Origin of the sequence: Streptomyces sp. NPDC001068, from assembly GCF_042897315.1 — a bacterium.
Lineage (GTDB): Bacteria > Actinomycetota > Actinomycetes > Streptomycetales > Streptomycetaceae > Streptomyces.
The window spans coordinates 94,246-108,388 of record NZ_JBIAYD010000012.1; the positions used below are offsets into that span (position 1 = coordinate 94,246).

A 14,143-nucleotide genomic window follows, 5' to 3' on the forward strand; every position below is an offset into this window, starting at 1 on the left:
TGCGGTTGTCGGTGCTGCGTTACGTGCGGTCGCCGTTCGTGACGGAACGCGCGGCGGAACAGGGATCGCGGAACGGATCGCCGAGCTGATCTCGGTATGGACCGCTGAGCGGATCGCGGGACGGAAAACGGATCGCGGGACGGAAAAAGGGATCGGTGGAGCGCGGAAGGCGGTCGGTGTGAAGCGGGGGCGCGCCTCATGAAGGACCGGCGCTCGGTCCGGAACTGATCGGCCCCCGTGGGACGGTGCGGTCGCTCTCGGTCGTTCAGGCCTGGCGGAGGTCCTCCATGGTCACGGCCGTGCCCGGCAGGGCGGAGCGGGCCGGGGCCCGCAGTCCGTCCAGGAACAGCTGCAGATGACGGTGGACGAAGCGGTCGCCGACCAGACAGTCGGTGCCGAAGGGAGGCCGGCTGAGCTGAGCCACGGCGATCATCACGTCGCCGACCCCCACGTCCGCACGGAGCTGCCCGGCCGCCTTGGCGCGGTCCATGAGCTGCGCGATGAGCTGCTCACACCGTTGACGCGCCGCTTCCAGGTCGGGGTGGTTCTTGTCGAAGGAGCTGGAGACCATCGGGCACAGCGCGCTGACCCGCTCGTCGGCGGAGGCGTGCACGAACCGCTCCATCGCCCCGAACGCGTCCCCCGTCTCCGCGAGCGCGAGCTCGGCCGCCTCCGACGTCCGGTCCATGACGGAGCAGACGACCTCGCGGACGAGCGCGTCACGGTCGGGGAAGTTGCGGTACACCGTGGCGTTGCCGACCCCGGCCCGGCGGGCGATCTCGTCGAGCGGCACGTCGGGGCCGTACTCGGTGAACATCTCGCGGGCGGCGCCGACGATCCGCTCCCGGTTGCGCAGGGCGTCGGCGCGCGGCCGGGGCGCCTTGCGCACGGCGGGGGTGGCGGTCGCGGTCGGCACGGCGCTCTCCTGGTCTGGTCGGTCGGGGTGTTGCTCCGGACTTCCGCGATCCGGGGATCCGTTCCCCGTTTCGCGCGGACACAGGTCTAAACGGGGAACCGGTCCCCGGTTATTTCCACACCCCCTCCTCATTTCATGTGACCCGCATCACACCTCTCGTCCGGGGAATTCCCACGATCGGCTCCTCCAGCGCGCGCCCTCCGACCCTGGGACACAGGGTGATCGAAAGGGTGCAGTCGGAAACCGGCGGCTGCCGTGGCGCGAAAGGTCCGTGCATGCAGCCGCAGCCCCGCCGTTCGATACCCACGCGCCGCGACACCTCCCGCGCCTCGCACAACCCGCGGACCCCGCGCACGCCCCGCACCCACGGCACACCGCGCACCCCTCCGGGCCGCGCGATACGCCACCGCCGTGCGGCCTCCCTCGCCGCCGTGACCGTGCTGATCCTCGCGGTCGGCACCTCGGCGGGCTCCGGGCACCTCACGGCGGCCCCCACACCGGCCGGCGCCGGCCCGATCGCGCTGGCCCGCTCCTCCGTCTACGGCCCCTGTCTGATCAGCGGCGCCCACGAGATCCAGATGACCGAGGGCATACCCACCCCGGGCGGCTACTCCCGTTCCACCGGCACCGTGCACGCCCTGACCCTGATGGTCGACTTCTCCGACGCGCCCGGCCAGGGCAGCGCGCTCGACCGGTACCACGAGTTCTTCCCGCAGACCCAGAACTGGTTCCGCAACGCCTCCTACGGCAAGCTCGACTACCAGCCCGCGGCCCCCGTCGACCACTGGCTGCGGATGCCCAAGCCGTTCGCGGACTACGGGATAGAGCGCGGCGCCCCCTTCGACCCCGGCTACCGGCAGCTGGTCCAGGACATCGTGGCCGCCGCCGACCCGGAGGTGGACTTCCGGTCGTACGACCTGCTGAACGTGCTGATCACCCCGAACGCCGGCCCCTCCGCCCTGGACACCGTGCTCTCGGTGACCTTCGCCGGCAACGCGGACGCCCCCGTCGCCGACGGAGTCCCGGTCGCCAACGCCTCCTTCGTCTACTCCCGGCAGGACGACGGCTCCGGCTCATACCAGCAGACCGGCTACCGGGTCCTCCCGCACGAGAACGGCCACGTCTTCGGCCTGCCCGACCTCTACACCCAGGAAGGCGGCGGCGCGGTCGGCCACTGGGACATCATGAGCGAGGACTGGGGGGCCGACAACGACCTCCTCGCCTGGCACAAATGGAAGCTGGGCTGGCTCGACGCCGACCAGGTCAGCTGCGCATCCGCCCACGGCAGCAGCGACTACACGCTGACCCCGCTCGCCCGGGCCGGCGGCCACAAACTGGTCTTCGTCCCCATCGACGCCCGCACCGGCTACGCCCTCGAGGTCCGCACCAAGGGCGGCAACGACGAGGAGGTCTGCCGCCCCGGCGTCCTCATCTACAAGGTCGACGCGAACATCGACACCGGCCGCGGACCGATCAAGGTGTACGACGCCCACGGCAACACCGGCGGCTGCACCCGCAGCCCCAACGTCCAGGCGGAACTCTCCGACGCCCCGTTCGGCCCCGGCGAGAGCTTCAAGGACCCCAAGCACGGCATCGAGGTACGGGTGAGCGAGGTGGACCCGGAGGGCAACTACCGGGTCCAGGTGACCCGGCGCTGACCGGGCCGGCCGGGGTCCGCGGGGCGGGTGCCGAAGCCCACGGGGACCGAAGGCCCGCGCTCGATCGCGACCTGACCACCACCTCCCGCTTCACCCACGCCTCCCCTCACCTGCCCCGGCAACACGACCGACCCGCACTTCCGGCGCCCCTACGGCCAACCCCGGCCGACGCGCATCCGCTACCCTGTCCTTGGTCGGACACCGCCACGCTGTGGGGTCCGCCCCGCCTTCGTAGCTCAGGGGATAGAGCACCGCTCTCCTAAAGCGGGTGTCGGCAGTTCGAATCTGCCCGGGGGCACATGGGCAACGGCCCCGGACCGATCATGGTCCGGGGCCTTTGACATCTACTTTTGACATCAATGGGCGCGGTCAGCCGCGACCAGGGCGCCGCTTTCGCAGTAGCCGGTCCATGTGGCTCATGGCCTCGCGCTGGGTGTCCTGCACCTCGTGCGTGTACACGTCCATGGTGACGCTGATCTGAGAGTGCCCGAGGATCTCCATCACGACTCGGGGCGCGACTCCGGCCGCCGTGAGCAGGTTCGCGAGGTTGCTCAACATTGACCAAGGGCGACCGACGTCGACGACCAGGCCTCCCAGCCCACCGTCCCTGAACTGGGAAGCAGAAGGTCGCCAAGATCTCCGGCAACGCCCAGGGCAAGAAGAAGTCGAGGTCCACCGGTAGATCGCTGGCCAGGACCTCTCATCGCCTCCACGATGAGCGCATGGACCGCTTGCAGCAGAGCACCTGGCAGTACGCAGCGGAGGTACTCCCGCCCGAGGAACTCCCCATGCTCGCTGCCCATGCCCTCGTCGACGGGCATGATTCCCCTGCCTTGCGCGAGCTGGCCGGACTGCCGCGCAGGAGCGACGCGACCGAGATCCGTGAGCTTTATACCCAAGCCCTGCACGAACTCGGCATACCGCTTCCTGCAGATCAGCGCGGCGCGCGAGCTGCTGTGGCGAACTCGTCGTGGCTGGGGCGGCATGCATGACGGCGCGGCGCATCAGCTCCCGATCAGTGCGGACGACAGGGGAATCATGGCCTACCGACTCAGCTTCTTCTGCCGCTCCGGGGAAGAGCGCGGCGACGAGGCACTTGATCACCTACTGGACTGCTTGCTGGAGAGCGGCAACGGTTTGGTAGGCGAGTGGTTGGGGCCGTACGAGGACTCGGTGGCCGCGTTCAGGCTCGGGACTCGCAGCAAGGACAGCGACGGGCCTGTTGCTGACTTGCTGACACTGGAACTGCACGTGGGGGTGGCCGAGATCGCGGAGTCCGTGATCGCTGCATCGCCCAACGACGAGCAAGGTATCTGGGGATGCGACCTGCTGGCCGCCATCACCCTCAGCGGGGACAACCCCGACTGGGCTCTCGTGCACCACATCTGGGCCGCTCTCGTGAGCCTGTGGAAGGCGGTTCCGTGGGATGAATCTTCCGGATTCGAGATCGCCGCTGGGGAAGTACCGCAGCACTGACCCCTGCCGGTACTTCGACCAACGGATCCGATGTCTGCCGTGCCACAACCGTGCCAGAACGAGCGGTGACTCACGGGGAACAGCAGGCGCCAAGCAGCCGCGTGCCCCACATCAGCCAGAGTGCCCTTCTTGCCGGCCGGCCTCGCGTGCCCTTTCAAAGCGACATCACTGCTGTCGTGGGTCGGCAAGGATGGCGGGATGAAGCGAACCGTACGCTTGCCCGCACTGGTATGCATCGGAGCCATCACTCTGTTGTCCGCCTGCACCATGGACGACGACAAGCACTCCGCCCGTCCCTCCGTCACCCCAGGCCCTACGGTCACCACCACCGTCCCGCCCGGCGCGGCATCCCAACTGGCCGATCGCTACCGCCGATCCGGCGGGACGCATGATGTGTACGGGATCAAGATCCAGCGTGCCAGCGGCGACAGCGACGCACCCCTGCTGACCGTGTGGACGCGCGACCCAGATGACAGCGCTGAAAAGCTTGATGAGCTGAAGGGGTCGATCACTGGATTCCTGTTTCGCGACGAGGGGCTCTCGGCGCGACAGGGCTACTTCATGGATGTTTTCGGCCCGGACGGTTCGCTGCAGCACCGGCTCGACGCCCGCCTCTAGATTCCCAGCGCTGACCTGACCGGGCATCGCTCCCGCCCAGATCAGCGGGCATCCGTATACGGCGGCTGGTACCAACAAGCGCGAACGGCAGCGGTCGGCGCCCGACCTCAGCGGACGATCGACCGAGGCACAGGGGCCGTTGATCGGCCTTCTCCGCTCACCTCGGAAACGCGGAACTCTCACCGACGGCGGCAAGAAGCTCGAAGGGGAGCTCTCGGTCCCCCTGGCCGATGGTGAGGCCGAGCCAGCGGCCGGCAGTCGGTACCCGCCAAACCTGCATGTCCACGGCGACGTTGCACAGGTAGCTGAACGGCTCGGGCGCCTCGTTGCCGGGGTAGTCCGGGTCGTCAAGCCCGAGATAGGGCCACAGGTCGACAACCTCTGGGGCACCCCAGCGTCCGGTGAGAACGACAGCCAGCGCGGCAAGGTCGGCAGCCAGCGCCCCTTCGGCCGCGTCGACGATCTCGGTGCTCCGGTCTTCCCAGAAGTCCCGGCTCTCACGGAGCACCGCCAGGTGGAAGCCGGGCCCGCCCCACTGCCCGTTCGCGTCCGGTCGGCCCTCCTCGTCAGGGAAGGGCCGAAGGATCAAGCCGTCGACGATCGACAACTGGTCGTCGGCATGGTCCGCGGCGGACGGGTTCTGAGGAGGCATGGCCGAAGCGTAGCTTCGCGGTCCAGCCGCTACGGCCGGACCGTCGGGGCGGCTCGACCCACCCCACAAATGTCGATGAGGCCACAGCTCAAAACGTGTCAGCCGTCAGCCGTCCGCCGTCGAGGCCACAGCCACTGCGAAGAAGGGTCCTGTCGGGGGGCGGCGCACGCCAGTCCCCACGGCTTCAGCCCTGGTGGGTAGCGCGGCGGGCGCCTCAGGGGGCCGAGTCCTCCACCTCCGGGCTCAGGGCGTAGGCGTGCGTCGGGGAGGTGCTGGATGCCGGATGGTCCGAGGAGGTGGGCTTGCCGGATGCGTTCAGCCCGATCGCCGTGTTGAAGGTGCTGACCTGGGCGCACGTGTCGTTGTCGTCGCCAAGCTTCATATTGGCGCCGTCGAGGGCGGCCTGGGTGTCGACGGATGCCGGGGCGGTCTTGCCGCCGGGGAAGCTGGTACCGCTGGGCCAGTCGGTACCGATGACCAGCACGATCCCGGTGCCGGATCCCTGCTTGAGCACCGGCGCCGGCAGGCCGAGCGCCTTGGCAACGGCCCGGGCCTGCGGCATTTGGCCGGCCGGATAGGCCAACGACGTGGTGGTGGCCGGGGTCCCGTTGGCAGCGGCGGTCTGCTTGCTGAAGCCCCGGCGGAGGAGTTCTTGGCTGATCGTCCCGGCTCGGCCTCGGACGGTCGTGCCGTTCTGCACCTGTACGGCGATCACGGATGTCGCAACGGCCTTGGCGGTGGGAGCGGCGGACGGCGACGCCGGACGGGCCGCGGCCGTGAGCGACTGGTCGTTCGCGATGCTCCTGAACATGTCCTTCGCGCCCGGATTGGTGACCAGTGTCTGCCAGACTCCGTTCACCTTGAGGTCGTGCGTCTGCATGGTGGCGAAGGCGACGCGGCTCGCGGGGACCTTGTCGAGGTCACCGGCCAGGCCGACGAGCTTGGTGGCGGAGTTCAGCGAGTTGTCGACGGTCAGCGACTGGGTGGCGGCGTTGGCGATGGCCCACATTTTGGTGGGGCTGCTCAGAGTGCCCTTGGTCTTCAGTTGGTTGAGCAGGGAACTGAGGAAGATGTGCTGCGCGGCGGTCCGGCCTCGGCTGTCGCTGGAGTCCCCGAAGCCGTGCCGGGTACGAACGAACTCCAGTGCCGCCCGGCCCTCCAGTACGTGCGAGCCCTCCTTCAACTTCAGGTGGCTGTAGGGGTCGTACACGTCGTGGTTGACGCAGATCGGGACCCCGCCCACCGCGTGGGACATCGAGACCACTCCGGAGAAGTCGACCATCATGAAGTGGTCGATGGGGATCCCGGTGAGTTCGTGCACGGCGACGACACTGCAGCCCGGCCCGCCCTCCAGGGCCGAGTTGATCATCTGGTTGGACTGCGGGCCCATGCTGGGGTGGTTCGCGGCGTGGCAGCCGCTCCAACTGCTCCGCAGGTCGCGAGGGATGCTCAGCACGGTGGCGTTCGACCGGTCGGCCGATATGTGCACCACCATCTCCACGTCTGCCCGGGCGCCGCTGGCTTCCCCGCAGGCGCCGCCGAGCTTGCAGTCCGAGGCGTTCGCGCGGGCGTCCGAACCGATGACGAGGATGTTGATCGGGCTGCGTCCGAACGCGTCCGGTGTCTCGTGTCCCGCACCGTCCTTGCCGTTGGCGGAGAGGTCATCGGACTTGATGGCGCTGGTCAGCTTCCAGTAGGCGTATGCCGCCGTGCCGATACCGAGCAACAGCACGAAGCCCATCGCCAACCCGACGATCCTCAGGGTCCGCCTTCCGCCCGACTTCCTCCGGCCCTTGCGCAGGGCGGCCCGGCCGCCGGCTACCGGCAGCGCGGGATCCGACCCGTCCGCCCCGCTCCGACGGGCTCCGTGCCTCCGCGATCCTCTGGAGGGCTTCGTCATGGGCACTTCCTCGCACGTCGGGCCGGTGAATCATGGAACGATCGGGGAGTACGACAATCCAAACCCGCGTTCGGTTGCATCCCCAACGACCCCGGAGCCCGGGCCTGTTCGCCTTGGCCCGACTGCCCGGATCGGACGTGCGCTCCTTGCGGACGGGCGCGCCCTGAGAAGCCGTCCGCTTACCGATCAGCGGGCTTGTCCCTCAGCTCCCTGAGCAGGGGGCGTGGGATCGCCTGGCCGTCGCAGGTCACTGCCCCGTGAGGCCCAACCGTTCGACGCCGAAAGGTGAGAACGTCATGGGGCCGGCCCATCCCTGTTGGATGTGGGCTATCCGGGAGGGAAGTGGGGTGACCGGGTACACGTGCCTGCCCCGCGCCCAGTTGGTCAGCAGCCCGACTGTCGTGTCGGCCGCCGAGACCACCATGGTGACCCTCCCCCCGCCCTTGCCCCAGGTGTTCCACAGCGCCCAGCCCTCGGCACGGGCCTCGACGCCGAGGCGCGCACACGCCTCCTCGTAGGTCTCCTCCATGCCTGATGGCAGGGAAGTCGGGCGGAGCACCATCACGCCGGCCCACCGCACCGTGGGCCGGTCCTCCTCGGGCAGACAGCCGTCACCGGGGAAGTGGGGTGCCGTATCTCGCGAGCAAGTGCGTTGACGGCTCGCTGTAGCGGCGTGGCATCGTCCGGGCCTGCGTATGGTCTGGGCCGGGTACGAGGTTCGATGAAGACGCGAGATGAAGACGCGATCTGCGCTGGGAGCAGGGGACGGTGAGCAAGAGACGCTTCGTTGCCAGAGGTGTGCCGGGCGGGTACCGAATCTGGGACAACCGAGGTCGCCGATGGTGGGGCGATCTCTACGAGTTGTGTCCTGACGATCTCCTGGCCGAGCTGAACGGTCAGGCGGATCAAGCGCGGATCACCGCACTGATGAGGCGTTGCCGAGCGCAGAAGCGGTAGACGGGGCCGCGCCCAGCCTGTTCGAGCAGGTCAGCGCCCTGCCCGGCCACAAATAGCCGTTGCTCGGTCAGAGAAGGTCCCGCCAGAAGGGAGCCGTCGCTCGCGGGCTCCAGTTCTCGTCAACCTGGCCTCGCGCCTCGTCAAACTCCCGGTGCATGTAGTCGACCAGGTCCGACCCGTAGTAGATGATGTCGGTCTGCCACATCGAGAGCACCGGGTGCCCGAAGCTTCCCTGACCGGCGGGCAGGTACCGGTGGGCATACACGGGCACCAGCACCGGCACCGCCGACAGATGATGCCGCGCCGCATCGAGCGCGGCGGCCTCGTCGACCGGGCGCTCACCCCAACCCTCGTACCAGAACCCGTTGTGCTCGACGTCGAGGAGGACACCCTCAACCGGCCAGTCAAGCTGCCGGCGCAAGCTGTCCAGATCACCGCCGCGCCATTCCGGCCAGGGCCTGGACCAGGTCTGTCCGTCCTCGGGAGGCACGTTGACCGGAAGGCCGGCCGCAAGGAACGCTCGGTGATCGTCCGCGAACTCGAAGCCGTACTCGCCTTCGATGCGGTCGAACTCGACGTCCGTCAGCCCCGGCTCGAACTCGTAGAGGCCCGTCTCTGCCAGGCGACGTGCGGCCTCCGCGCCCAGGCGTACTCCCTCAAAGCTGATCACCACCGCACGGTAGAGCCGACCGGAACCCGTGGTCATCCGAGTTCCGCTCGCTCCGGCCCCGCACATGAGCTTTCAGGTGGTCTTCATCGCCGGCAGAGGAAGGCGGCCTCGATGCAGGGGCGGCATCCGTAGGGCGGCCCCGATGACGTCGGCGACATGGACTACGCGTCGTGATCCGTTGCTTCCCAGTGGCACGCCTCCCCCCGCCCGCCGATCGTCAGTAGCGGTGACCAGGCCAGTGCGGGTCCGTGTAGCGGTCCTCGCCCGTGAGTCCGAGCAGTCGTATCCGGTGCTGGAGTTCCGCCGGAGCGCCCGACTCACGGAGCCGTACCGTAGCGGGGCCGAGGAGCCAGGCGACCAGTTCGATGCGCGTCTCCTCCTCGTCGCGCTCGTACCAGTCGACGTACCACGGGAGACAGTCTCCCAGGAGTTCGTACTCCCATTCCGCGGCCGCCTCGGCGAGACGTCGGTCGCTGAGGTGCCCGGTCTCCTTCTCCCAGTCGGCAAGCCAGGGGCCGACCGTTCCGGACGCCTCGGCACACATCGCGAAGACCTGGTGCGCCGGCACGGACGCCTCCGGATCGGTGAGGCTCTGTACCCACCAGGCATGCAGGAACTCCCGTACCGGATCGGCGTGCTCGTCAGGCCACTGCTGCCAGCGGGCGCGGGCGAAGGAGTAGCCGGCCTCTTCCATTCCGAACAGGGGCTCCACGCGACCGGCGACCAGGGCAGTGGCGAACTGCGGCAGGATGCGGCGCAGCACGGCCGAGTGGTCGAGCCAGTCGATCGCCTGCCAGGTCCGGCGCAGGAGGTCTGGCTCCAGTTCCATGTCCGGTGTCTTCAGGAGGGACAGCTCCTCCGAACTGCCCCAATGACACTCGCAGTTACGTTCGTCCGGATGGGCGGTCATGCCGCTGAAGGTGGCGGAGAGGGTGTCCAGGGCGGCGCTGAGACGGCGGCGTGCGGGATGGTCGGCGGTACGCATGATGTGCCCGGCCTTCGAGGACTCCGTACGGCTTCCGCCGACCGAAGAGCGACACCTTACCCGGTGAGGCGGGGCCTTGCGCTGGCCGTCGCTGGGACGGGGACGGGGCAGAGTGGTGGGGGCGGGCGGGTCATCCGCGTCACTCATCGGCTGTCAGAGCCGGGCGCTACCGTGAGGTCCCGTCGGTCGGCAACGAAGGGAACGGGCTGGGGCATGGGTGCCAGTGGGTGGGACTACGTCACTTCCTACAGAGGAAGTGTCGAGGCGACGCTTGAGGCCTTGCACGACGAGGTCTTCCAGGAGTTGTACGGCGACGGCGACGAGTACGAGAGCCGTGAGGAGCTCTACGCCGATGAGGAGTTCATGGGCGAGGAGGGCACCCATTCGATTCTGGACATGCGGCGCGTGGTCGAGACGACCAAGCCTCCTCGGGAGCGGGAGGCGGACTACTTCACGGTCCGTCCGCTGTCCACCGCCCGGCTCGTGCACCACTTCGGCACGGAGCGTCCGACCGCGCAGCAGTACGAGGACGTGATGGCTCGGGCGAACGAGGCCATGCGTCATAGACGGCCCGTGGACGAGGACACGACTCTGCTCGGTGAACACGAGGTGCGCTGGACCGGTGTCTACGTGATCCTTTACACCGATGGCCGACCTACCCATGTCGGCTTCTTCGGATCTTCCGGGGACTGAACCGCACCACCGCCCAGCGCCCGCGCCCACCCCACCCCTTCGGGGCCGGCCGGCGCCTACGCGGAGAGTTGACACGTCTCGGGCGACTTCAGACGCCGGCCCCCGGCCCCCCGGCCTCCCGGCCCGATCGTGGTCCAGGGGCTTTTGACGTGTGGCCCATGGCCTCGTGCGTCTTGCTTTTCGGCTCGGTCGGCGTCGTACGGTCCCGTTGAAGGCTCCCGGGGGCCACCGTCACAGTTGGACGGCGTGCACCCCGGCATCGGCCGGGCCGGGGGTGGTGCGCGGTCGGCGCTGGCAGGTCACTGCTTGGCCATCGACGAAGCCCAGTCGTCGGTTGGGTCCCGGACGAGTCTCCGGGCCGCCCCCGGACAGACCAGGGATGCAACCATTCCTTTCGGAGCTGGAACCCCCGGAAGCCGACCGCGCGAGGGAGAACATAGCCGCGGGCACTGACAACGGACCCGATCCTGCTGCCCATGCCCATGCCCATCGCCGCGGCTTCGCGGGCTCAGGGGTACGGGCGCCGGAGCCGAGGCGTATGGTCCGGGGATGCCTCCCGAAGCCGTACCGACCTGTCCCCAGTGCGGTGGCCCGTTGAAGGCCGGCGCGATGGCGCTCTGTCATCGTGAGGAGGACGACCGCCGCACCTGCCGTGTGGTCTGGGGTTGCTCCAACCGGCACGTCTGGTGGAAGTGGGCCGACCGTCCCACCGCCGAGCTGGAAATCTGCCCCTACCCGGATCTGATGGACGGCTGACATCGACGGCGCGGTACGGAGGCGGGCACCGGCGTCTCTGTCCGACCGCCGCCGAACCGGTCGCCGACAGCAGCCGGAGTGGCTTCGGACCGGACCCCTGCCGAGGTTTCGGGGAGGGGTGGGTTGTCGTTCTCAGCTCGCGCTTGTCCATGCATCCGGGCGGGGCACCAGCACCGCGGAGACCACCGCACGGGACGAGGCCATGACATCGCCCACGAATCGCAGGCGTCCGATGCCGAGTCGGCGGAGTGCCGGGCCGTGGTCGGCGGCGACGAGGAGACAGGCCGCGAGCAGAAGAAGTCGCCACAGGGTCATCACCGGGCGGCGCACGGGCTGGGGCAGCTCCCCCAGGGAGGCGTGCAGCCGCTCGCAGTGGAACGGCACGTGACGTTCCTCGTCGGACAGGATCCGCCCCGCCACCTCCGAGGTGAGCGCATCGCCGGCGCCATCACGCAGCGCCCGGTAGTAACGCAGTGCCACCACTTCCGCGATCATCAGCACCAGCAACTCCATGCGCAGGCCCATCAGACGCCGTAGCCGTACGAAGGCCGTGTCGCTCCAGTGCCCGGTCAACGTGGGTATGCCCCCCGCGGCGAGCAGACGCGCAAGCAGACGGGCGTGGTTCTGTTCCTCGGCGACGAAGAGCCGGACCGCCCGCCCGTAGTCGGCGTCGCCGGCCTCGTCCGCCTTGCCGACGAGGTTGGCGCCGTCACCGTCCTCGCCGACCTGGAAGCGCTGGATGCCGGCCCACACCGCCGGATGCAGCGTCGCGTTCCGCCCCCAGTCCGGATCACCCTGGGCACGCCTGCGCTCGCGCTCCTCCTCGAACCGCCTTGTCCACTTGGCGAAGCCGTCCGTATGCACCCGGTCTCCCCTCTCCGGAACACGGCCACCGTGCCCTGGAGAGGGACGACGCAGGCGGACACCGAACCGTTCCACGGCTGCCGGACGCCCACAGCTCACGGATTCACGTGCGCGGGCCGGGCAGGAGGCCCCGCCGGTCCCTCGTGAACGGCCGCTCCCCAGTCAGGACATCAGCCGCTGCGGCCCGGCCCCCGGCGGGGCTCCCCGGCTACGGAATCGCCCGGCAGCCGGCCCAGAGGGTGGCGAGACGCGGCGGGATCTGCCGGATCGCGGCGCAGCCGCGCGGGTCGCGGGGCAGGCCGTCGCTGGCGATCAGGGTCCAGGAGCCGTTGCCGGCACGGGTGAAGTACTTCATCGCGGCGCCCTCGTCCTGGCCGGCGACCTGCTCGGCCTCGGTGGCGCCGGCGGTGGGCACGAACATGGCCGCCGCATAGGTGGTCCCGTCGCAGTCGCCGTAGAAGAAGGTGCTGGTCCGGGGCCGGATGTGCACGAGCTGGGGTCGGCTCTGGCGGCCGTAGGCCGCGGTCACCTCGGCCTTCACGGCGGGCGACACGGTGAGTGACCGGCAGCCGGCGGCCGTGGACGTGGCTGGTGCGGGCGACGAGGGCTTCGTGGTGGCGTGCGGCGGGGCGGCGGATGCGGTGGACGTTGTGGGCGTGGCGCTTCCGGTGGTCGGGGAACCGGGCTCCGGCGTACCGGTCGCCGAGTTCGTCGTGACGGACGGGGAGGGGCGGTGGTCGGCCTTCGCCGCACCGCCGGACGTGCAGCCGGTGACTACGGCCATGCCGGCGGCGCAGAGGGCCAGCACGGCGGTGACGGGACGACGGGTGGTGCGGCTGTTGCGTCTCAATGCGAACCTCACTTGTGCCGGCTGCCCGCGAGAGCGGCGCTGTCCTTGGCCGGGAACGGATCCGCAAGGTCGTAAACGGATCCGAAGGATATGGACGCTCGAGGCGGTCGTACGGATGCCCCGGGATCGCCGGAGATCCGGGAAAACGCCGATTCCGGGGTCGATGGCGGATGTCCCCGCCGCGCCGGATGTCCCTGCCACCTGGTCACGGTTCCCGTGGCGGACGTCCGCCTCGCTGCGCGCCGGCGGCCGGGGCCGTGACGAAGGCACTCCCCGGCACGGTGATATCTCGTACGTGTATTCGAGTTCGGGCCAATGACCTGCGGTGACACCGTCGCGTCGGCCGCCGCTCATCCTGGCGAGACCGGCCCGTCCGGCCGGTCGCGTCACCGGTCCGTACCCGACAGCGATGTCACCCGAACGGCTCAATAGGACGTGTCACCCACATGGATCAACATCAAGCTGAGTGGTGTCCCAACCGGGCAATCCGTGAAAGGCGAACCACATGCGCATTCGACGAATCCTCGCCGCCGTCATCGCCGCGGCAGCCCTCGCCGGACTCGGCCTCACCGGCGCCCCCACCGCCTCCGCCGCGAGCCTCACCCCGGGTGAGTGCGAGCAGGGCGGCGGAACGGTCAACTGGGCGAACAACACCTGCAAGGGCGGCATGTACGACGGGCAGATGGTCGACTGAACCCCGCCATGCGCCCCGCAGCCGCGTACTGGGCTGCGGGGCGCTCCCGCGTGAGCGCAACCATGATCGCGCAGGCGCGCCGGGTGCCGGGGGCCATGTGCCGGGGGCCACGACGGGCCGGGCCTCGTACAAGCAGCCCTACCCCGGCCACCACGACCACGACCGGGTCTGTCCACGCTGCGCCGGGCCGCTGATCCACGTCGGTTCCGCGTTCGCGGCGCCCAGGAGGCGGGACACCGCAGCCTGGCGCACCCTCTCCGTGCTGCTGAACGCCGGTGTCCGCTTCCACAAGAGCTGCTGCTGCGACCCCGGTTACCGGCCACGCACCCTCAGCGAGGTGCGCGAGCGGATGGCCTACGCCCGGGCCACCGGCGAACCGTTCGCCCGGGCCCTGGTCCGCCACGAACTGCCCTGAGGGTCGGCCGGCCCGAGGTGGCGGTCGCTCCCACGCCTA

The 14,143-nt window shown here is 69.5% G+C and carries 16 protein-coding genes, 1 tRNA gene and 1 pseudogene; 9 read left to right on the forward strand and 9 right to left on the reverse strand.

The window, feature by feature from the left end; genetic code table 11:
• Window positions 1-265: 265 nt before the first annotated feature.
• Window positions 266-916, reverse strand: a complete 651-nt coding sequence (locus tag ACFY3I_RS31400; RefSeq protein ID WP_365284729.1) for a TetR/AcrR family transcriptional regulator — start codon at window positions 914-916, stop codon at window positions 266-268.
• A 275-nt stretch (window positions 917-1,191) separates the two neighbouring features.
• Here ACFY3I_RS31400 and ACFY3I_RS31405 point away from each other — a divergent pair, with 275 nt between their 5' ends.
• Entirely contained in the window at window positions 1,192-2,574 is a 1,383-nt protein-coding gene (locus ACFY3I_RS31405; protein WP_390864460.1) for a M6 family metalloprotease domain-containing protein, read from the forward strand.
• A 225-nt stretch (window positions 2,575-2,799) separates the two neighbouring features.
• Window positions 2,800-2,872, forward strand: a tRNA-Arg gene (locus ACFY3I_RS31410).
• A 71-nt stretch (window positions 2,873-2,943) separates the two neighbouring features.
• On the opposite strand, the pseudogene ACFY3I_RS31415 reads toward ACFY3I_RS31410, so the two are convergent.
• A pseudogene (locus ACFY3I_RS31415) lies at window positions 2,944-3,117 on the reverse strand (site-specific integrase); the annotation flags it as partial.
• A 339-nt stretch (window positions 3,118-3,456) separates the two neighbouring features.
• Here ACFY3I_RS31415 and ACFY3I_RS31420 point away from each other — a divergent pair.
• Together ACFY3I_RS31420 and ACFY3I_RS31425 are read left to right on the forward strand one after the other, a co-directional pair.
• On the forward strand, window positions 3,457-4,050 hold the full coding sequence (locus ACFY3I_RS31420; protein WP_390864461.1) for a hypothetical protein: 594 nt from the start codon (window positions 3,457-3,459) through the stop codon (window positions 4,048-4,050).
• Between the two features lie 198 nt (window positions 4,051-4,248).
• Window positions 4,249-4,668, forward strand: coding sequence for a hypothetical protein (locus tag ACFY3I_RS31425; RefSeq protein WP_390864462.1), 420 nt, complete (start codon window positions 4,249-4,251; stop codon window positions 4,666-4,668).
• Window positions 4,669-4,825: 157 nt separating this feature from the next.
• On the opposite strand, the gene ACFY3I_RS31430 is transcribed toward ACFY3I_RS31425, so the two are convergent.
• The 3 genes from ACFY3I_RS31430 to ACFY3I_RS31440 form a co-directional block, all read right to left on the reverse strand.
• Window positions 4,826-5,320, reverse strand: coding sequence for a hypothetical protein (locus ACFY3I_RS31430; protein WP_390864463.1), 495 nt, complete (start codon window positions 5,318-5,320; stop codon window positions 4,826-4,828).
• A gap of 214 nt (window positions 5,321-5,534) precedes the next feature.
• Window positions 5,535-7,220: an LCP family protein gene (locus ACFY3I_RS31435; RefSeq protein ID WP_390864465.1), complete on the reverse strand. Its 1,686-nt coding sequence runs from the start codon at window positions 7,218-7,220 to the stop codon at window positions 5,535-5,537.
• A 247-nt stretch (window positions 7,221-7,467) separates the two neighbouring features.
• Window positions 7,468-7,749, reverse strand: a complete 282-nt coding sequence (locus ACFY3I_RS31440; RefSeq protein ID WP_390864466.1) for a hypothetical protein — start codon at window positions 7,747-7,749, stop codon at window positions 7,468-7,470.
• Between the two features lie 239 nt (window positions 7,750-7,988).
• Between ACFY3I_RS31440 and ACFY3I_RS31445 the strand changes: the two genes are divergently transcribed.
• On the forward strand, window positions 7,989-8,177 hold the full coding sequence (locus tag ACFY3I_RS31445) for a hypothetical protein (RefSeq protein WP_390864467.1): 189 nt from the start codon (window positions 7,989-7,991) through the stop codon (window positions 8,175-8,177).
• A 67-nt stretch (window positions 8,178-8,244) separates the two neighbouring features.
• Here ACFY3I_RS31445 and ACFY3I_RS31450 read toward each other — a convergent pair whose 3' ends face one another.
• Window positions 8,245-8,883, reverse strand: coding sequence for a hypothetical protein (locus ACFY3I_RS31450; RefSeq protein ID WP_390864468.1), 639 nt, complete (start codon window positions 8,881-8,883; stop codon window positions 8,245-8,247).
• Window positions 8,884-9,064: 181 nt separating this feature from the next.
• Window positions 9,065-9,832 (reverse strand): hypothetical protein, encoded by a 768-nt coding sequence (locus ACFY3I_RS31455; RefSeq protein WP_390864469.1) that lies wholly within the window; start codon window positions 9,830-9,832, stop codon window positions 9,065-9,067.
• Between the two features lie 279 nt (window positions 9,833-10,111).
• Between ACFY3I_RS31455 and ACFY3I_RS31460 the strand changes: the two genes are divergently transcribed.
• Window positions 10,112-10,525: a hypothetical protein gene (locus ACFY3I_RS31460; protein ID WP_390864470.1), complete on the forward strand. Its 414-nt coding sequence runs from the start codon at window positions 10,112-10,114 to the stop codon at window positions 10,523-10,525.
• A gap of 549 nt (window positions 10,526-11,074) precedes the next feature.
• Window positions 11,075-11,281 carry a dehydrogenase gene (locus ACFY3I_RS31465; RefSeq protein ID WP_390864471.1) on the forward strand — a complete coding sequence of 69 codons (207 nt, stop codon included), beginning with the start codon at window positions 11,075-11,077 and terminating at the stop codon, window positions 11,279-11,281.
• 132 nt (window positions 11,282-11,413) lie between these two features.
• Here ACFY3I_RS31465 and ACFY3I_RS31470 read toward each other — a convergent pair whose 3' ends face one another.
• Window positions 11,414-12,145: a ferritin-like domain-containing protein gene (locus tag ACFY3I_RS31470; RefSeq protein WP_390864472.1), complete on the reverse strand. Its 732-nt coding sequence runs from the start codon at window positions 12,143-12,145 to the stop codon at window positions 11,414-11,416.
• 208 nt (window positions 12,146-12,353) lie between these two features.
• Window positions 12,354-12,995, reverse strand: a complete 642-nt coding sequence (locus ACFY3I_RS31475; protein ID WP_390864473.1) for a hypothetical protein — start codon at window positions 12,993-12,995, stop codon at window positions 12,354-12,356.
• Window positions 12,996-13,500: 505 nt separating this feature from the next.
• Here ACFY3I_RS31475 and ACFY3I_RS31480 point away from each other — a divergent pair.
• Both ACFY3I_RS31480 and ACFY3I_RS31485 read left to right on the forward strand, forming a co-directional pair.
• Window positions 13,501-13,689, forward strand: a complete 189-nt coding sequence (locus tag ACFY3I_RS31480) for a hypothetical protein (RefSeq protein ID WP_365284770.1) — start codon at window positions 13,501-13,503, stop codon at window positions 13,687-13,689.
• A 97-nt stretch (window positions 13,690-13,786) separates the two neighbouring features.
• Window positions 13,787-14,104 (forward strand): deoxyxylulose-5-phosphate synthase, encoded by a 318-nt coding sequence (locus tag ACFY3I_RS31485; protein WP_390864474.1) that lies wholly within the window; start codon window positions 13,787-13,789, stop codon window positions 14,102-14,104.
• Window positions 14,105-14,143: the final 39 nt, after the last annotated feature.

What these genes read in the sequence shown, in the direction of transcription:
- ACFY3I_RS31430 (WP_390864463.1), bottom strand. Translation starts at nt 5,320, where the DNA reads ATGCCTCCTCAGAACCCGTCCGCCGCGGACCATGCCGACGACCAGTTG.
- ACFY3I_RS31450 (WP_390864468.1), bottom strand. Translation starts at nt 8,883, where the DNA reads ATGACCACGGGTTCCGGTCGGCTCTACCGTGCGGTGGTGATCAGCTTT.
- ACFY3I_RS31480 (WP_365284770.1), top strand. Translation starts at nt 13,501, where the DNA reads ATGCGCATTCGACGAATCCTCGCCGCCGTCATCGCCGCGGCAGCCCTC.
- ACFY3I_RS31405 (WP_390864460.1), top strand. Translation starts at nt 1,192, where the DNA reads ATGCAGCCGCAGCCCCGCCGTTCGATACCCACGCGCCGCGACACCTCC.
- ACFY3I_RS31425 (WP_390864462.1), top strand. Translation starts at nt 4,249, where the DNA reads ATGAAGCGAACCGTACGCTTGCCCGCACTGGTATGCATCGGAGCCATC.
- ACFY3I_RS31440 (WP_390864466.1), bottom strand. Translation starts at nt 7,749, where the DNA reads ATGGAGGAGACCTACGAGGAGGCGTGTGCGCGCCTCGGCGTCGAGGCC.
- ACFY3I_RS31465 (WP_390864471.1), top strand. Translation starts at nt 11,075, where the DNA reads ATGCCTCCCGAAGCCGTACCGACCTGTCCCCAGTGCGGTGGCCCGTTG.
- ACFY3I_RS31435 (WP_390864465.1), bottom strand. Translation starts at nt 7,220, where the DNA reads ATGACGAAGCCCTCCAGAGGATCGCGGAGGCACGGAGCCCGTCGGAGC.
- ACFY3I_RS31455 (WP_390864469.1), bottom strand. Translation starts at nt 9,832, where the DNA reads ATGCGTACCGCCGACCATCCCGCACGCCGCCGTCTCAGCGCCGCCCTG.